The 15,295-nt window shown below is 43.6% G+C and carries 10 protein-coding genes and 1 pseudogene; 9 read left to right on the top strand and 2 right to left on the bottom strand.

From position 1 onward, the window contains the following. The first annotated feature begins 53 nt into the window (after positions 1-53). From AB4111_RS00480 to AB4111_RS00450, 7 genes and pseudogenes are all read left to right on the top strand, one after another. Positions 54-2,783, top strand: a complete 2,730-nt coding sequence (locus AB4111_RS00480) for a family 78 glycoside hydrolase catalytic domain (protein WP_442029505.1) — start codon at positions 54-56, stop codon at positions 2,781-2,783. A 231-nt stretch (positions 2,784-3,014) separates the two neighbouring features. After that, positions 3,015-4,442 carry an MFS transporter gene (locus tag AB4111_RS00475; protein WP_442029503.1) on the top strand — a complete coding sequence of 476 codons (1,428 nt, stop codon included), beginning with the start codon at positions 3,015-3,017 and terminating at the stop codon, positions 4,440-4,442. Between the two features lie 119 nt (positions 4,443-4,561). Beyond that, positions 4,562-5,794, top strand: a pseudogene (locus AB4111_RS00470) (cytochrome P450 family protein). A 288-nt stretch (positions 5,795-6,082) separates the two neighbouring features. Further along, positions 6,083-6,841 (top strand): SDR family NAD(P)-dependent oxidoreductase, encoded by a 759-nt coding sequence (locus tag AB4111_RS00465; protein ID WP_442031545.1) that lies wholly within the window; start codon positions 6,083-6,085, stop codon positions 6,839-6,841. 220 nt (positions 6,842-7,061) lie between these two features. Further along, positions 7,062-8,273, top strand: a complete 1,212-nt coding sequence (locus AB4111_RS00460) for a sensor histidine kinase (RefSeq protein WP_442029501.1) — start codon at positions 7,062-7,064, stop codon at positions 8,271-8,273. Beyond that, entirely contained in the window at positions 8,274-8,945 is a 672-nt protein-coding gene (locus AB4111_RS00455; protein ID WP_253436325.1) for a response regulator, read from the top strand. Positions 8,946-9,153: 208 nt separating this feature from the next. Then, positions 9,154-11,379 carry an MMPL family transporter gene (locus tag AB4111_RS00450; protein ID WP_442029499.1) on the top strand — a complete coding sequence of 742 codons (2,226 nt, stop codon included), beginning with the start codon at positions 9,154-9,156 and terminating at the stop codon, positions 11,377-11,379. A 73-nt stretch (positions 11,380-11,452) separates the two neighbouring features. Here the strand turns inward: AB4111_RS00450 and AB4111_RS00445 are convergent, their stop codons facing one another. After that, entirely contained in the window at positions 11,453-12,037 is a 585-nt protein-coding gene (locus AB4111_RS00445; protein WP_442031544.1) for a TetR/AcrR family transcriptional regulator, read from the bottom strand. 285 nt (positions 12,038-12,322) lie between these two features. Between AB4111_RS00445 and AB4111_RS00440 the strand changes: the two genes are divergently transcribed. Further along, on the top strand, positions 12,323-13,111 hold the full coding sequence (locus AB4111_RS00440; protein WP_442029497.1) for a glucose 1-dehydrogenase: 789 nt from the start codon (positions 12,323-12,325) through the stop codon (positions 13,109-13,111). A 140-nt stretch (positions 13,112-13,251) separates the two neighbouring features. Here the strand turns inward: AB4111_RS00440 and AB4111_RS00435 are convergent, their stop codons facing one another. Continuing rightward, positions 13,252-14,145 carry an alpha/beta hydrolase fold domain-containing protein gene (locus tag AB4111_RS00435; protein ID WP_442029495.1) on the bottom strand — a complete coding sequence of 298 codons (894 nt, stop codon included), beginning with the start codon at positions 14,143-14,145 and terminating at the stop codon, positions 13,252-13,254. A gap of 98 nt (positions 14,146-14,243) precedes the next feature. On the opposite strand from AB4111_RS00435, the gene AB4111_RS00430 reads away from it, so the two are divergent. After that, positions 14,244-15,164 carry a LysR family transcriptional regulator gene (locus tag AB4111_RS00430; RefSeq protein ID WP_442029493.1) on the top strand — a complete coding sequence of 307 codons (921 nt, stop codon included), beginning with the start codon at positions 14,244-14,246 and terminating at the stop codon, positions 15,162-15,164. The last annotated feature ends 131 nt before the right edge of the window (positions 15,165-15,295 follow it).

Genomic DNA, 15,295 nt, shown 5'->3' with positions numbered 1-15,295 from the left:
AGTAAGCGTTAACATTTAGGTGTGTGAGATCTATGTTGAAGGGTGGTCATCTCATGGAATTAAAAGATTTCTGGATTGAATACATGCTTAATCCGATTGGACTGGACACAGTAAACCCAAGATTCTCATGGAAATTAGGTTCTACTGAACAGGACGTAATGCAATCCGCTTACCGAATAAGTGTCACACAAGATTTGCAGAAAATCTGGGATTCTGAAAAGAGGGATGAAGACGTCTCCGTTTTAGTGGAATATGCTGGTCCTCGTTTACAGGCCTCGACTTTGTATCAGGTTCAAGTCGAAGTTTGGGATAACCAAGGTAATCACGCAGTCATGGAAGGACATTTTGAGACCGGGTTGCTGAACGGCAGCAACTTTCAGGCAGAGTGGATTACACATCCATTCCCGAGCGAAGAAAGTGCTCCACCCATTTTCTACAAAGAATTCTCTGTCGAAAAGGAAATTCAGCAAGCCCGAATCTATACCACTTCCCTCGGTGTTTATGAAATTGCGATCAATGGGACAAGAGTAGGAGAAGACTACTTTGCACCTGGATGGACGAATTACAACGAGCGATTGCAGTATCAGACTTACCGTTTGGACGGGATGCTGGAGAGCCAGAATAAAATAGAGATTACGGTGGGGAATGGCTGGTATAAAGGCATATTTGGTTTTACTTGTACTCCCAACCATTACGGAGTTAGAGTTGCTGCACTCGCGGAAATCCACATTGTCTATACGGATGGAACAAAAGAGATCATTGCAACCGACAAAACCTGGCAAGTGACTACCGGACCCATCCGTTCAAGTGAAATTTACATGGGTGAGACTTATGATTCTTGTTTTCATGAAAGTCAGTCCTTCCATGTGGAAACGGCCTCTTTCGATAAAAATCGCCTTGTTGCTCAGGAAAGTGAATCTGTCAAAATCACAAAAAGGCTCCCTGCCCTTCAGTTGATTACAACCCCTAAAGGAGAATGTGTCATTGATTTCGGGCAAATCCTTACTGGGTTTGTAGAGCTTCGAACCAAAGGGCGGAAAGGTCAAACGATAACCATACGGCATGCTGAGGTTCTTGATAAGGAGGGAAATTTCTATCCGGATACGTTAAGGCAGGCAGTATCGATTGATCGATTGATCTGTAACGGTAAAGATCAAATTTTCCGCCCTCATTTCACTTTCCATGGATTTCGGTATATCGCCATTGAAGGGGTAGATGAGATCCAGCTCGATCAATTCACAGCTTGCGTGCTGCATTCAAGTCTGGAGGAAACAGGCCGTTTCGTGACCTCCAATGCCATGGTGAACCAGCTGCAAAGCAACATTCAGTGGAGCCAAAGAGGTAACTTTCTGGATATACCGACGGACTGCCCTCAAAGAGACGAGCGTCTAGGGTGGACAGGAGATGCACAAGTATTTGCCGGGACCGCTGCGTTTAATATGAATGTTGCTTCCTTCTTCAAGAAATGGCTGCGCGACCTTGCCTCTGAACAGACGGAGGAATATGGGGTTCCACATGTCGTCCCTAACATTCTTGGAAATCAGGAAGGGGCCGCTGCCTGGAGCGATGCCGCTGTTATTGTCCCTTGGGTCATGTATCAGACCTATGGTGACCTTCGATTGCTGCGAGAACAATACGACAGCATGAAGGGGTGGATCGATTATATTACTGTACGTTGTGGAGCCAATGGACTATGGCAGACTGGTTATCAATATGGGGACTGGTTAGGGTTAGACAAAGAGGAGTTTAGTAACGAAAGAACAGGGGCTACAGATGTTTATCTGGTAGCAAACGCTTATTATGCGTATTCGACCGAACTGATTGCAAAGACAGCCAAGCTTCTGGACAAAACCGAAGATGCCGTCCGTTACGAAGAATTGCATAGCCAGATCAAACAGGCTTTCAATGCAGAATATATCTCTTCAACTGGCAGACTGGTCAGCGAAACTCAAACGGCCTGCGTGTTAGCGCTACACTTCAACCTTGCAGAGGAAAGGTACAAGAAGCGAATCCGCAAGACGCTTGAGAGCAATATTGCAAAACATAAAAACCATCTCACGACAGGATTTGTTGGTACTCCATATCTGTGTCATGCTTTATCGGACAATGACCTGCATGACCTTGCTGGTACCTTGTTTCTGAAAGAGGATTTCCCATCTTGGTTGTACGCCGTAAAAAAAGGGGCTACCACGATATGGGAACGGTGGAATTCCATTCTGCCTAATGGTGATTTCGATTCATCAGGTATGAACTCCTTGAATCATTACGCCTATGGATCTATTGGTGAATGGATGTATAGAAAACTCGCGGGAATTAATCCAATTGAAGCAGGTTATAAGAAGATTCTGATAAAACCTCAATTCATCCGAGGAATCAGTTCGGTAGATGCTGCTTTTGATTCGGTCTACGGAGAAATAAAAAGCTCTTGGTCATGCAGGGCGGGTAACATTATTGTAAATGTAACGATACCAGCAAATACAACCGCAATTATTGTACTGCCTGAGAAAGCTATGCCTGTGGAGGTTGGTTCCGGATCTTACTGCTTCGAATATTCGACGCAAACTAGCCTCGAAAGAGAACGGTTTACAATGGATTCCACACTCAAAGAGATTGTGGAAGAGCCCACAGCAGTTCGAATGTTAAACGAACAAGCTCCCGGTATGCTGGATCACCCGATGATCCAATATGCTTATGATTTATCTGTAAGCGAAATGCTGGTCAATACGCCTGAGGAGACCGAACAATTATTTAGAAGAGTCATTCAAATGCTCAATGCCTCCTAGATGAAAAGGGGAAAGGATAGAATATAGAAGGCGCTGCAGGAAACGAGCAGCGCCATTTTGTATTACACAAATTCGTTGTGGAAGAACGAAAGAATAGCACTTAAAAAAAGGATAAGCACCAACACGAATTTACTAAAAAAATAATGAAGTTACCATATTAAACCCTTGAGGAGGACTAAAATAATGTTTGAAAGCGGTACCATGAAGCGAATGAAATAAGGGGGAACAGCAATGAAAGCAGAGCGGGAAATCCTTAATCCACCAGTTGTAAAGGGAAGTAAGAAGTCCAGGGCATTGGGCCTTGATGCCCAAGGAATCCAGAAAACAATGCGCCCTTACCATTACTTAGGCGACGGAGCAGCGCAAGTTGCCTTAAACTCCATCAACGGACTGATTGGGATGTTAACTTATTTTTATACAGATAAGGTAGGGATTGCAGCTGCCACAGTGGGTACGATTATGCTCATTACCAAATTTATCAATGCAATAGCAGACTTGCTGATGGGTAGAATCGTTGATGCGACAAAATCCAAATACGGAAAGGCCAGACCTTGGATTCTATGGATGGCTCTACCCACCCTGGCATCTATCATATTACTGTTCACAGTGCCCGCCGAGGCATCATCAACGGTAAAAACCTTCTATGCTTTAGCTACAGTAGCGTTTGCTTCAGCCATTGTGTATACGGGAATTGCGATCCCTTTCGGAAGCTTGATGGCGATCCGTACCAGAAGTGTAGAAGAACGCGGTAAAATGGGCCTTACCCGAACCATCTTTGGATATATTATCGGAATGATTATCGCTATCGCATTAATTCCATTAACCAATATGCTTGGTGGGGATCAAAAAGCTTGGATTATCGTTGCGGTTGTTCTGGGTATTGTATCTTTCATTTCCTTGATCCTGACCTTCTTAGCATCCAAAGAAAATAATACTGGCATAAGTATTGTTGAAAGCGATAACATTCCCTTCTGGGAAAGCATCAAGCTCCTATTCCAGAACAAATACTGGGTCATCATGCTGTTTGCTCAGTTATTGATCAACATGCTGTATACGCTTAACGGTTCAACAGGAATCTATTACACCAAGTATATTCTCGGGAATGAAAACCTGATCGGAATCATGGGGGCAGTTGGATTAGTCCCGGTTTTTTTGGGATTTGTTATGGTGGGACCCATGATCAAGAAATTTGGACTTACCAGAACTGCACGAATAGGCATGATTCTTGGGATCGTTTCATCACTGATTCGTTGCTTCATGCCATATAACTTTATTGCAGCTATAGTACTTGGCGGTATCGCGACACTGGCAACCATTCCAATGATGGCTGTAGGCGGGGTGTTGGTGAACAACACCGTGGAATACGGTGAATGGAAGACAGGTAAACGATTAGTTGGGATGGTCAATAGCGCAAACAGCTTTGGCGTTAAAATTGGTATGGGCCTGGCTACCGCGATGATCGGCTGGATTCTTGCCATGGGCAATTACGATGGAGCGTTAATAACACAGGCGGATTCAGCGATTACCAGCATCCTGGTTCTGACGGTATATCTTCCTTTGGTGATATTCGTTCTTACGTATCTCTGCTTGCGCAAGTACGATTTGGATGAGAAGTATCCTCAAATTGTAAAAGAACTGGAAGAACGCTTAAATCCTTAGGAAGATGCAAGTTATCGCGTATTACTGGAATTAAATGAACCTATTTGAAAGTGAATCGTTAAATATGATAGTCTTTATATTGTAGTGATATCAATACTATCATTTTAAGGGGTGATGTGATGTTTACCAATGAAAATCAAGGTCGTTCCAAGTCCAAAGTAGATTTCATGGATCATTCTTTCATTCAGCAGCCTTTCCCAGTCTACGAAAAGCTGCGTACCGAAGAGCCTGTCCATCGACTATTACTGCCAAGTGGGCATGCTGCGTGGATGGTTACCCGATATGAGGATGCCGTCAACATTTTGCAGGATAGTCGCTTTGTAACCGGGGTTCTCGATAACAGGAACGATGAAACGGAGGAGTCCCTTCCTCCGCATCAGGCGATTATTTCACGGAATCTGATCAGTGTTGGTCCAGAAGATCATCGTCGACTGCGGCGCTTGATTCAGAAGGCATTCACTCCCCGCATGATTGAGAGACTGCGTGGACGAATTGTGGAAATAAGCGATGAATTGCTGGACAAGATTCAGGCCGGAAACACTCGGGAGTTTGATTTGATCGAGGACTATGCTTTCCCGCTGCCCATTATCGTTATTTGTGAAATGTTAGGTGTTCCGCTGAAGGACCAAGACAAATTCAGAGCCTGGTCCAATACCATTATGGAGAGTGTCAGCAATCCGCAGATGAACCAGGAGAGCGATGAAGTGATGAAGGCTTTTGTGAATTACTTACAAGAACTGATCACGCAGCGGCGCAATCATATTCAACAGGACCTCATCAGCGATCTCATCGGCATAGAGGAAGAAGGTGACAAACTAACAGAGCAGGAATTATATGCACTTGTGTTCGTACTCATCATAGCAGGGCATGAAACAACAGTGAATCTGATTGGGAACGGCATGTTGGCGTTGCTGGAACATCCCTAGCAAAAGCAACTACTTATGGATCAACCGGATCTGATTCAAGCGGCGGTTGAGGAAGTGCTGCGATTTAACGGGCCGGCAGAAATTAGCAATGTTCGCTGGGCTGCGGAAAATGTTGATTTTCAAGGAATACAAATTCGCCAAGGAGACATGATGCTGGTCGCTTTATCCTCTGCGAATCGGGATTCCAGTCGATATGAAAACCCCGATACGTTTGACATTACTCGCAAAGTCAATGACCACATTGCTTTTGGTAAAGGAGTTCATTATTGTCTTGGCGCTCCACTTGCGAGACTTGAAGGCGAGATTGCGATCAACGCTTTACTTCAACGGCTGCCGGAGATCCGGTTAAATACGGATGCGGAACTGCTGGAGTGGAGGCCAGGAATGATCATCCGGGAACTCAAAGCTTTTCCGGTCGTATACTAATATATTGGAGAGATGAACCTAATGAGTTATGACGAGAATATCCGAATTGGCGAATTGTTGAACAACGCAGAATCGTTTGCTGTACTGGAGAAGCATTTGCCCGAATTCGTGAAGGAACCAACGTTCAAGATGGCCACTAACTTTACCTTGGATCAACTAGCTGCATTGCCTCAGGTAGATATTCCTTTGCCTACTCTTCAGATTTTGAAGCAGGAACTTGCAGCCATTGCGTTTGGAACAACAGTCCAGAAGCAAGAAATTGGTGCACCGACAGGAAATAAAGAAGGTATTTCTCTGGAAGGTAAAGTGATCGTTGTTACGGGAGCTGGCAGTGGAATCGGAAGAGCCAGCGCGGTGATGATGGGATCTCGCGGAGCGAAGCTTGTACTCGTTGATTTCAATGAGCAGACAGGGGAAGAAACGTTAGCACTGATTCGCGAAAATGGCGGCGAAGCTACTTTTGTACAGGCTGACGTATCCAAAGAGAGCGATGTTCAAAACTATATTCAAAAAGCAGTAGAAGCCTATGGAAAAATTGACGTGGCATTCAATAACGCGGGCATACTCCAGAAATTCCAACGTTTCCAGGATATCTCCGAGGAAGAATTTACACGGATTATGGATGTGAATGTGAAAGGGATCTTTTTAGGCATGAAATATGCCTTGCAGGTTATGGATAAACAGGGATACGGGCATATCATTAATACGGCGTCCACTACGGCTATTCGTGCTGAACACAGTCTGGCTGCATACACCGCTAGCAAGCATGCCGTTGCAGGTTTGACCAAAGCGGCAGCCCTTGAATATGTACGCAAAGGTATTCGTATCAATGCCATCTGTCCAGGCGGGGTAGCTACAACATTAACGGCTGCGGTTCCCCAATCGCTGCAGGAGAGCGGTTACGTGCCTGAAGAGTTTCCGAATATGCGGATCGGGCGTTATGCAGAGCCTGAAGAACTCGCCCAGATCGTTGCGTTTCTTGCATCTGATTATTCCAGTTACATGACCGGATCAATCATCCTCGCAGATGGTGGCATCACACTCTAATCATTGGTTCAAGTTCACCTTCTGAAATGCTATAAATATAGGAACTGTCCGGAGGGAGAACCCTTTTGGCAAGTTTCACATAATTCTTCAAAGTTATCGTCCATAAGTCTAACTTGTGGACGATTTTCATTACAAAAAGGGATGTACGAAAGGGCATGCACGATCGTACATCTTTTTGGTCGTGATTTGGACTATAATGACTTATACAAGAGGTGATCCCATGAAAATAGTACGGAAGAAGGCAAATCCGTCCGGAATAAATGAAGAAACGGACCCGATTGCGTCTTCACGTATTCCCATAATCATCTGGCTTTGGCTTGTTGCCATCGCTACTTTGATCCTGCAAACGATGTCAGCCCCTATATTAGTACCCAGCATTTTCTTTGTAACTGCAATGTTAATTCATACCATGTTGTACTGGGAAGTAAACAAAATTATACAACGATCCAAATTGCTCTATATACTTCTTCAAGCAGGGTTAATTTACGGCAGTGCCATGTTAATGCCAGATGGAATGCCTGCTGTGTTGATCGGTTTAATTCCGGTGTTGATTGGACAAACCTTTGCCATTTATTATGAAACGGCAAAAATCGTGCTAGTTGCGTTTGTATTATATTTATTATTCTGCACGGTAACCCTGTTTACCCGATCTGGTACGGATGTTGCCTTGTTAATTCTATTACTGTTAATGATGATCGTTGTCGTGGTATCCTATGCGGTGCTTTTCTATCGTCAGGTCAATGCCCGTGTTAGAACATTAACGTTTCTGCATGAGCTGGAGAAGGCTCATCAAAAAGTAGAGGAATTGACGCTAACAAGCGAGCGACAACGTATGGCTAGAGATCTGCATGATACATTGGCTCAAGGACTCGCCGGTATTATAATGCAGCTTGAGGCCGTCGATGAGCACATGAATCGAGGGAGTTTTCCGCGCGCCCACGAGATTATCCGCAGTTCAATGGGACAAGCACGCCAAACATTGGCTGATGCACGCAAAGCCATTGATGACCTTCGAACCAAGGCCACACCGGCTATTACCTTTGGAGAGGCAATTCAGGAACAGACGCTACGTTTCCAGCAGGCGACCGGAATTAAAGTCGTTTTGGACGGGAATGCTCCGAGTTTCATATCCAAAGTAGGAATGGAACACGTATTGCACATTTTAAGTGAATCGCTAATGAACATAGCCAGGCATGCTCAGGCAACGAGCGTAACCATTCACATGACCATGGAGAAAGAAGATTTCCATCTTATTATACGAGATAACGGAAGGGGCTTTAGCGTAGACCGAATCGGAAAACAATCCGGGCACTATGGCTTGATCGGGATGAATGAACGGGCCAGGTTGATAGGTGGCAACATTGAGATTGAAAGCGGAAAACAAGGAACGACTATTTTGTTTCGTGTTCCACTTGAAAAAGGAGAAATCTGAATGAAATATAACATACTCATCGTCGATGATCATTGGGTGGTGCGTGAAGGACTTAAATTAATATTGGAGACCAGTGAAAACTATCTAATTGTAGGAGAGGCTGAGGAAGGAGAAGAAGCTATCCGAATTATGTTAGACAAACAGCCTGATGTCATTCTCCTGGATTTGAATATGCCCGGGGGACTCAGTGGTTTGGATACCTTGAAACGTATGAACGAGCAACACATTCGTATACCCGTCATTATTCTAACGACATACAACGAAGATGACTTGATGATCGAGGGGCTTTCCCTTGGAGCCAAAGGGTACTTGCTCAAGGATACGAGCCGAGAACAATTATTTCGAACGTTGGATTCTGCCATTCGTGGAGAAACACTGCTTCAACCTGAAATAACGTCAAGAGTCTTTGCGTTTCATACGAAGTCTGCTCAAGAACCCAAAACACAGCCACAACTATTAATTGACAAGGAGTCAACCCTGATTAGTGAGAGAGAGTTACTCGTTTTACAAGCGGTGGCTCGTGGTTTGCGCAGCAGAGATATTGCTTTTGATATGGGTATTGCCGAGAGAACAGTAAAAGCATACCTCACCAACATTTACAACAAACTTGGAGTGAATTCGCGATCAGAAGCTGTTGCAGTAGCTGTCGAGAAGGGGATCTTACATTTGTAATCCTATAATCTTGTAAGGCACCCTTTCGTAATCAAAGATAAAAAATGATATGCCGTTATGACCTATCCCTTCAATGCCCCATCGTACATGAAAGGCTTGCCCTTTCGTACGATTTTTTTTTGGTTTTATTTCGTTAACATGAGGGTACAGAGCATTTCCTTAGATAGCTCTTGGATTTTTGTGGAAGTGAAAGGGGAAGAAATAAGTTATGGCAAAATGGTTATATCGTCTCGGAGTTTGGTCAACGAGAAAACGGAAAATGGTCATTACAATGGGACTAACACTTCTTATTGTACTTGCATCTTTAGGACTTGGTATGGGTACTTCGTTTACGGGTGAAATGACTATACCAGGAACGAAGTCGGATCAGGCAGCGAAAGTACTAAACTCAGAGTTTCCATCATCAGATGACGGTGGTCAGATCAGGCTCATTTTCAAAGCGAAAAATGATTCATTGACTTCCGAGGCAAACAAAAATTACATTCGGCAAGCCCTGAAAGATGTAAAGACGGATTTATCAGTCAAATCTGTAGCTAGCCCATTTGAGTCAATGACTCTAAGTGCGGATAAAAAGATTGGTTATGCGGACATTACGTATTCTAAACCTGCCAGTGAAGTGGATGAGCACTCGAAAGAGCATGTGTTGAACATTGCAGAGTGGCTCGGTAAGGAAGGGATTCAAACAGAGATAGGAGGCAGTGTTGCCTTTTCTGAAATAGAAGTTGGGGGCATATCTGAAGTCATTGGTATCCTGATTGCCTTCATGATTCTAGCATTTACGTTTACTTCGTTTCTAGCAGCAGGACTACCCATACTTACAGCGGTTATAGGTCTCGGAATTGGACTGATGACTGTAATTATTGGTTCTAATTTCGTATCAATGTCATCATTCTCCATTACGTTAGCAGTCATGCTTGCCTTAGCAGTCGGTATTGATTATGCACTATTTATCATGTCACGATACCGTCAGCAGTTGGCAGAAGGATATGACAGAGAAACAGCGATCGCTCAGGCTAACGCAACAGCAGGAGGCTCAGTTGTATTTGCAGGACTGACTGTAATTATCGCGCTAGTGGGGTTATCCGTCGTACAAATTCCCTTCATTACGATGATGGGACTTGCGGCTGCTATTAGCGTATTTGTAGCTGTCCTCATTGCGATCATTCTCGTACCTGCCATATTGGCTGCAGCAGGAGACCGTATTAGTCCATCCCGCGAAAATCGTTGGCTGAGAAAATGGTCCGGGAGCAAAAAAGAGAAAACAAGCGAAAACGCATGGAGTCGAGTTGTCACAAGAAAGCCTTGGCTTACTGCCATTCTATGTATTGCCGTCTTAACGATGTGTACCTTGCCTTTTCTGCATATGCAACTTGGCTTGCCCGACAATGGCCTGAAATCGACTGAAACGACAGAGCGTCGTGGATATGATCTCATGGCTGAGGGATTCGGTGAAGGGTTCAATGGCCCACTCGTGATTGTCGCCAAAGCTAATCATAGTGACGATCCTCAAGCAGCAATCGCTCAAGCGACAGCTTACATCAACGATCTGCCGAATGTCTCTAGTGCAACACCCGCAATACCGAGTCCATCGGGAAATGCAGCCATCATTACAGTGTTACCCAAGACAGGCCCGCACGATATTCGAACGACTGAACTTGTGGAGACTATACGTGAAAAAGCCGAACAACAAAACAATAAACAGGTCGAGATTATGGTTACGGGTGGAACTGCGGTTAACATTGATATTTCCGAGAAATTGCAACAGGCATTACCTAAGTTCGCTTTATTGATTGTTGGTCTTGCTTTTGTACTGCTTATGCTCGTTTTCCGATCTTTGCTTGTACCGATCAAGGCTGTACTTGGTTTTCTGTTTACATTGGGTTCAACACTCGGCTTTATTGTCTGGGTCATTCAAGATGGTTATCTGGCCAATATGTTCGGTATCCCTGAGCCTGGGCCGGTGCTTAGTTTCCTTCCCATTCTCGTCACTGGAATTCTGTTTGGACTTGCCATGGACTACGAGGTGTTCCTTGTCAGCCGGATGCGTGAAGACTTCACTCAGACTGGAGATGCACGTCAATCGGTAAAAAGCGGGATAATCCATAGTGGACCCGTCGTTACTGCTGCAGGCTTAATTATGATTGCCGTGTTCGCCAGCTTTATTTTTGCCGAAGATACCATTATCAAATCCATGGGATTAGCCCTGGCATTTGGCATACTTGTCGATGCTTTCATCGTGCGTATGACACTTGTGCCGGCTATAATGACCCTTCTTGGAAAAAGTGCCTGGTATATCCCTGCATGGCTTGATCGCTTGTTGCCTAACATCGATGTAGAAGGCGAATCGGTTATGAGAAAAAATCATCAAGCTACCAGTGGTTTTGATCAAACTATTAAGGAGAAAAACGTACGAGAAGTAAAAAGTAGAGGATGAGGGCTGCCCAAAACTGCAGCGCCTTCTCCGTTGGATGTTATGAATCAGTTTGCAGCGTTCATATGAATTGAAGTCATGGTTTCAAAGACTCTAGAAAAAGAGATTTAAGTAAGTTGAATTGCTCGGATGGGTCTACACGAGTGTTGAATGCATCGATACCTTCTAGCATGGACATTTTCTTGGAAAATGTTCCGAATACATTCATCATTGTAAGTAGAATGTTGACGGAATTTGAACCGGCACGGACAGAATGATCTTGTTCTCCCAACGCTGCCAATTCGGTAAAAAGTCCAATGATTTTATTATATTCGGTTTGATACAATTCCATATGCTCTACAGGCTCTTTCGAAAGCGCCACGTAACATTCAAAGGCTTCAATCAACTTGGAGTTTTGTTGATGCTCTGCTTGCTGAAAGAAGATCAGGGCATCGAATATTTCGTTTAATTTCTCGTAACAGGTTCCTTCTCCATGCACAATCTTTTCAAAGATAATCACTTCGGACTGAACAATATATGAAGCAACGGCAACAATCAAATGTTCTTTCTTGGGAAAATAGCGGAAAACAGTAGCTACGCCAAGGCTCGCAGCCTTGGCAATTTCCTGCATGGTGGCCTTTTCGAATCCTTGCTGTGTGAAAATAGAAATGGCAGCCTCAATGATGCTTAAACGACGTTTTTCTCGCAGCTCGCTACGCTCATTCTCTTGGCGTTCTCGGGGTTGAATAGGGATAACCTCCTGTCTCTGTAACCTCAGGTTATGCTAACAATTGCAATTCTTTTTGTCAACGAAGCAAGGTACTAAACAATTTTTATTCAAGCAACTCTAATCAGATCACTAGCCAAGATAAGCTATAAGGTACCACATAGTGTTTATTTTTGCTTACTTGGGTGAATATAAGGTTATAAAACGTTTCGTTAATTTACTAATAAAGGAGTATTGATCATGAGTAAACGGTTTGGATCAAAGGTTGTTTTAATTACTGGGGCAGGCTCAGGTCTTGGACAAGCAGCGGCACTTGAAATCGCAAAAGATGGTGCCAAGCTTTCTCTCGTTGACCTTAATCAACCTGCACTTGAAGAGACTAAGAAATTGATTCTCGAAGTTGCACCTGAGACAGAAGTTCTTCTGCTTACTGCTGATGTATCTGATGAGCAAGCTGTTCAAAAATATGTCGATGATACGGTTCAGAAGTTCGGCCGCATCGATGGTTTCTACAACAATGCGGGGATCGAAGGTACTCAGGCCCCTACAGCTGAATATAACAGCAAAGTGTTTGACAAAGTCATTGACATTAACCTTAAAGGTGTCTTTTATGGCATGAAATACGTTCTTCCAGTGATGAAAGAGCAACAATCCGGTTCGATTGTCAATGTCGCATCGGTTGGCGGAATTCGCGGAGTTCTGAATCAGGCGGCGTATGTCGCAAGCAAACACGCTGTATCGGGTATGACGAAAAACGCAGCAATCGAGTACGGACAATATAACCTGAGCATCAATGCTATCGCTCCAGGGGCGATTATGACTGCAATGGTCGTCGGTTCCCTTAAACAAATTGGTGGCGAAGAAGGATGGGAAGAAGCTGGCAAAGAATTTGTTAGCGTAAACCCTAAAAGACGCTTTGGTAAACCTGAAGAAGTAGGCCGTCTTGTTGCCTTCCTGCTATCTGGCGAATCTGAATTTATTAATGGTGCTGTCATTCCTATTGATGGCGGACAATCGAACCAGTACTAATAACTTGAAGACTCCTCTTCGGCAATGTCCTGATGAGGGTACCTACAATGAAGAAAAAGAGCAAGTCATCCAAAAGATGGCTTGCTCTTTTCTTGCGCTGATTTTTTGATATCTACACTTCACTTCTAACGCGATCGCTCCTACTTATCTACACTTCTGATAATATCCACAATCTGTTTCAGTGCCTTTTTGGCTTCGGGTATAGGAAAAACGGGGAAGACATGATTCATTTTGGGATACTCGAAATAGTTGATATCAACCGATTGCCGGATAGCTTTTTCTTTAAATTTTCGGGCATCCGGAAGGAATAATTCATGTGTTCCTATAAACAGTGAAATTTTACCCAAATTTTTAATTTCCCCATGAATCGGACTGAGCAAGTAGTGTGAGCGTGGGGTTTCGCCTGCATACCTTTTCCCAGACTCAACCAGCATGTTCCAGTTCAACATCGGCTCTTTATCGATCATGGCGATTACTTCAGGGTTGCTTAATGTAATATCAAGCCATGGAGACAGCAGAATAATGTCCTTGGGCTGTGGCAATCCTTGTTCTAATAAATATTGCGCAAAAGCCAATGAAAGACCACCGCCAGCAGAATCGCCCATAATGACGATATTTTCCGGTTCAGTTATTTTTAATACATGCTCATATACCCTAAGAACACTCTCAATTGCATCCATATACTGATAATTCGGTGCTTTCGGGTAGATTGGCGCATACACCGTGCAATGTAGTTGCTCCGTTAAGTTGTGTAAAAAATGCCAGTGCCATGTTAGTGGTTGTTCAACATATCCTCCACCAGGCAAATACAGAACAACTCGTTCGCCCGAACGAGATTTGGATTTCAATATATACGTGTCTACCGGGAGACTGTCTTCTTTGGTAATATTATACTTCTGCTTAAGTTTGGCAGGTATTTCATAGGGCATGCTGTTACTCTTTCCGCGTTCCTCCATAAACTCATTCACATCAAGCTTCTTTTTGGTCATTCTCAGCAACAATTCGACTAAGAAACTTCGTATACTCCGCATCATATCGACCTCCTATATAAAGAATACTTGAATACAATGATAAAATATATTTAAATATAATTTAGTATCATAAATATTATTTTAAGGATAAGAGGGATGAAATGAATATTTCACAGTTGCAATATTTATTATCTGCTGCACAGTGGGGTTCATTCACGAAGGCGGCGAGCGTGCATCATCTTACGGTGCCAACGATCAGTCAGTCCATTAAACAATTGGAAGAAGAGATGGATACCGTTATTTTTTACCGTACCAAAAAAGGAGTCGTACCAACAGCAGAAGGAGAGCTTATTCTGCAGCATGCGGCAGCCGTCCTCAAAAATATTGAACACATGCAGAGTGCATTGCTCAGTTTCAAGGACGAATCCTTAGAGTACATCACGATCTCCACCATTCCTGGTTTTGTTCCTCAAGTGGTGCAGACCATGTTGGAACTGATGAATACATATCCAACACTCAAAGTTCAGATGATCGAAGGAGATACACTAACGGTGATGAAACATGTTCAAGAGGGTTATGCGCACATGGGATTACTCTCATATAATAAAAGCCAACGCGACAACTTGTTCGAATGGGTTCCTATCGTTGAAGGCAACGCAGTGTTGATCATGAACAACCGTTCGTCATTACGCTTTTTCAAAACAATCTCGCCTGAAGACTTGCACAACGAAGTATTTGTCCTATACAAAGATGAACATATTGAAAATATCGCTCTCACATTAATGTCCGCTAATCTTACCAACCGTATCGCCTTGATCACGAATAATATGGATGCATTGTGCCAAATGATTGTTTACGGCAATGCTATAACGATTGCTCCAGATTTTATATTAAATGCGTTGTCTTCCACCTATCGTGAACAATTAGTAACAGTTCCTTTGCAACAATTCAGCTCTGAGAAAGCCATCTTAGGAAGAATCACACGAACAGATGAACCGCTTTCTAACATGGTCGAAGAATTTACAACCAAGCTGGCTAACCTCGTGCAAAACCCAAAAGGCTCTTCGTTGGATCACCCGTAGTTCTTGAAGCTGGAGGAGATATCCCTGATGCAGCATAATTTATGACGCTCTACATAGCAGATGATAACATTTTGTTATCATTATTCGATTTTTGTTATATGTAAGCGATAACAAAAGAAATATAATCCATT

The sequence above is a fragment of the Paenibacillus sp. 2KB_22 genome, from assembly GCF_052115745.1.
Classification (GTDB): Bacteria; Bacillota; Bacilli; order Paenibacillales; family Paenibacillaceae; genus Paenibacillus.
The sequence above is the reverse complement of the archived record's forward strand: the minus strand, read 5'-3'. Positions and strand labels throughout refer to the sequence as shown.

Bases quoted from the DNA above. Each gene is read 5' to 3' on its own strand.
- AB4111_RS00455 (WP_253436325.1), top strand. From the start codon at position 8,274: ATGAAATATAACATACTCATCGTCGATGATCATTGGGTGGTGCGTGAA.
- AB4111_RS00430 (WP_442029493.1), top strand. From the start codon at position 14,244: ATGAATATTTCACAGTTGCAATATTTATTATCTGCTGCACAGTGGGGT.
- AB4111_RS00475 (WP_442029503.1), top strand. From the start codon at position 3,015: ATGAAAGCAGAGCGGGAAATCCTTAATCCACCAGTTGTAAAGGGAAGT.
- AB4111_RS00480 (WP_442029505.1), top strand. From the start codon at position 54: ATGGAATTAAAAGATTTCTGGATTGAATACATGCTTAATCCGATTGGA.
- AB4111_RS00440 (WP_442029497.1), top strand. From the start codon at position 12,323: ATGAGTAAACGGTTTGGATCAAAGGTTGTTTTAATTACTGGGGCAGGC.
- AB4111_RS00435 (WP_442029495.1), bottom strand. From the start codon at position 14,145: ATGATGCGGAGTATACGAAGTTTCTTAGTCGAATTGTTGCTGAGAATG.
- AB4111_RS00460 (WP_442029501.1), top strand. From the start codon at position 7,062: ATGAAAATAGTACGGAAGAAGGCAAATCCGTCCGGAATAAATGAAGAA.
- AB4111_RS00450 (WP_442029499.1), top strand. From the start codon at position 9,154: ATGGCAAAATGGTTATATCGTCTCGGAGTTTGGTCAACGAGAAAACGG.